The following is a 3245-nucleotide window of genomic DNA, read 5'->3' as shown; positions in this document are numbered from 1 at the left end:
AGACGGTGCCGACATCCGGAAGGAATACTACGTTTCCATCGTGACGGACCGTGCCACACAAAAGCTGGCCTTCATTGCCTCCAGCGAAGGCGGCATGGACATCGAGGAAGTGGCGCACTCCACCCCCGAAAAGATCATCACCGAGTTCATCGATCCGCTGACCGGTCTGGGCGCGGAACAAGCCAAGAAGATTGCAGACGCCATTGGCATGCCTGCTGGCTCGACGGCACAGGCCGTGGACATCTTCCAGAAGCTCTACAAGTGCTACATGGACACCGACGCGTCCCTGGTTGAAATCAACCCGCTGAACCGCGACGGCAAGGGCAATGTGATGGCGCTGGACGCCAAGTTCAACTTTGACGCCAATGCGCTGTACCGTCATCCGGAAATCGTGGCTTACCGCGATCTGGATGAAGAAGATCCGGCCGAAGTCGAAGCCAGCAAGTTTGACCTGGCCTACATCAGCCTGGACGGCAACATTGGCTGCCTGGTGAACGGCGCCGGCCTGGCCATGGCCACCATGGACACCATCAAGCTGTTTGGCGCAGAGCCAGCCAATTTCCTGGACGTGGGCGGCGGTGCCACCCCTGAGAAGGTCACCGAAGCCTTCAAGATCATGCTGAAAAACACCAAGGTTGAGGCCATTCTGGTCAACATCTTTGGTGGCATCATGAAGTGCGACACCATTGCCACCGGCGTGATCACCGCTTGCAAGGCCACCAACCTGAACGTGCCATTGGTCGTGCGCATGAAGGGCACCAACGAAGAGCTGGGCAAGAAGATGCTGAAAGACAGCGGTCTGCCGATCATTTCCGTGGACACCATGGCAGAGGCTGCACAAGCCGCTGTCAAGGCAGTAGCCAAGTAATTTGCCGGACAGAACAGCGCCGCGCGTCGTTCTGTCCCCTACTGATTAGGAAAAAACATGTCGATCTACATCAATAAAGACACCAGGGTCATCACCCAAGGTATTACCGGCAAAACTGGCCAGTTCCACACTGAAAAATGCCAGGAATACGCCAACGGCAAAGCATGTTTTGCTGCCGGCGTGAACCCCAAGAAGGCTGGCGAATCCATTTTTGGCATCCCCATTTTTGCCTCGGTCAAGGAAGCCGCGAAGGAAACCGGCTCCACCGTGTCGGTGATTTATGTGCCACCTCCAGGTGCAGCAGCTGCGATCTGGGAAGCGGTTGAGGCCGATCTGGATCTCGCGATCTGTATCACTGAAGGCATTCCGGTCCGTGACATGCTGGAACTGCGCAACAAAATGCGCGCCAAGGAAGCTGCTGGCGGCAAGAAAACCTTGTTGCTGGGCCCCAACTGCCCTGGTCTGATCACGCCTGACGAGATCAAGATCGGCATCATGCCGGGTCACATTCACCGCAAGGGCCGCATTGGTGTGGTCAGCCGCTCAGGCACGTTGACCTACGAAGCGGTGGCACAGTTGACCGAAATCGGCCTGGGCCAGTCCAGTGCCGTCGGTATTGGTGGTGATCCGATCAATGGCTTGAAACACATCGACGTGATGCAGGCTTTCAATGACGATCCAGACACCGACGCTGTCATCATGATCGGCGAAATTGGTGGCCCGGACGAGGCCGAAGCCGCCCGCTGGTGCAAGCTCAACATGAAGAAACCCATCGTGGGTTTCATCGCCGGTGTGACCGCCCCGGCCGGCAAACGCATGGGCCACGCCGGTGCCTTGATTTCTGGTGGTGCTGACACGGCCGAAGCCAAGCTGGCCGTGATGGAAGAGTGTGGCTTCAAGGTCACACGCAACCCGTCAGAGATGGCCAAGCTGCTGAAAGAAATGCTATGAAAGTCCTGGTCGCAGTCAAACGCGTGGTGGACTACAACGTGAAGATCCGCGTCAAGTCGGACCACACCGGTGTAGATCTTGCCAACGTCAAAATGAGCATGAACCCGTTTGACGAAATCGCCATCGAAGAAGCCGTGCGCCTGAAAGAAAAAGGCGTCGCCACCGAGATCATCGCTGTCTCCTGCGGTGTCACCCAATGCCAGGAAACCCTGCGGACCGCCATGGCCATCGGTGCTGACCGTGCCATCCTGGTTGAAACGGCTGAAGAGTTGCAACCCCTTGCTGTCGCAAAACTCCTCAAAGCCCTGATCGACAAGGAACAACCCGGTCTCATCATCCTGGGCAAGCAAGCCATCGACGACGACTGCAACCAGACCGGCCAGATGCTCGCCGCCCTGGCCAACCTGCCGCAAGCCACCTTTGCCAGCAAAGTCGACATCGCAGACGGCAAAGCCACGGTCACCCGCGAAGTCGATGGCGGATCGGAAACACTCGCACTCACCCTGCCAGCCGTCATCACCACTGACCTGCGCCTCAACGAGCCACGCTACGTGACCCTGCCCAACATCATGAAGGCCAAGAAAAAGCCCATGGACATCCTCAAACCCGAAGACCTCGGGGTGGACGTGAGCCCACGCATCAAGACCCTCAAAGTCACCGAGCCACCCAAACGCAGCGCCGGCATCATGGTGCCCGACGTTGCCACCCTGGTGGCCAAACTCAAGAACGAAGCCAAGGTGATCTAAATGACAATATTAGTAATTGCTGAGCACGACAACACCAGCCTTAAAGGCGCCACATTAAACGTCGTCATGGCGGCGGCACAAACCAGCATGTTCACCGACGGGCTGGTGCACGTCCTGGTCATGGGCCACAACGCCGAGCCGGTCGTGTTGGCCGCCGCACAGATCACCGGCGTCGCCAAAGTCATCTATGCCGACGACGCCCAGTTTGCCCATGGCTTGGCCGAGAATGTGGCTACCCAGGTGCTGACCATCGCTGGTCAATACTCTCATATCTTGTTTGCCTCGACCGCCAGCGGCAAAAACGTGGCCCCGCGCGTGGCCGCCAAGCTCAACGTTGGTCAGATTTCGGATGTCACCAAGATTGAAGATATTGACACCTTTGAGCGCCCGATCTATGCCGGCAACGCGATTGCCACTGTACAAAGCTTGGATGCAATCAAGGTCATTACGGTTCGTACCACCGGCTTTGACCCGGCCGTCGCATCTGGAGGCGCCGCCACCGTGGAAAGGGTTGCTGCTGTCGCCGCCAGTGTGAACACTACCTTTGTCGGCAGCGAAATCGCCAGGAACGACCGCCCCGAACTGACCGCCGCCAAGATCATCGTCTCCGGTGGCCGGGCTCTCGGTTCCAATGAAAAATTCATGGAAGTCATGACCCCGCTGGCCGACAAACTCGGTGC

4 protein-coding genes are annotated in these 3245 nt (G+C 57.8%); all 4 read left to right on the top strand.

Going from position 1 to position 3245, the window contains the following annotated elements; all coding sequences use genetic code 11:
• The coding region (sucC, locus tag PHF15_RS16825; RefSeq protein ID WP_300123016.1) for an ADP-forming succinate--CoA ligase subunit beta at positions 1 to 868 on the top strand (868 nt) is incomplete at its 5' end.
• Positions 869 to 925: 57 nt separating this feature from the next.
• Entirely contained in the window at positions 926 to 1819 is an 894-nt protein-coding gene (sucD, locus tag PHF15_RS16820; protein ID WP_300123015.1) for a succinate--CoA ligase subunit alpha, read from the top strand.
• The gene (locus PHF15_RS16815; protein WP_300123014.1) at positions 1816 to 2565 is read left to right on the top strand and encodes an electron transfer flavoprotein subunit beta/FixA family protein; all 750 of its coding nucleotides are present in this window, start codon (positions 1816 to 1818) and stop codon (positions 2563 to 2565) included. The genes sucD and PHF15_RS16815 overlap by 4 nt, the downstream gene beginning before the upstream one ends.
• Positions 2566 to 3245: electron transfer flavoprotein subunit alpha/FixB family protein (locus PHF15_RS16810; protein ID WP_300123011.1), on the top strand; the 680-nt coding region annotated here is incomplete at its 3' end.

This window comes from Rhodoferax sp. (assembly GCF_028689295.1).
GTDB lineage: Bacteria > Pseudomonadota > Gammaproteobacteria > Burkholderiales > Burkholderiaceae_C > Rhodoferax.
This window is presented reverse-complemented; position numbering and strand designations above follow the sequence as displayed.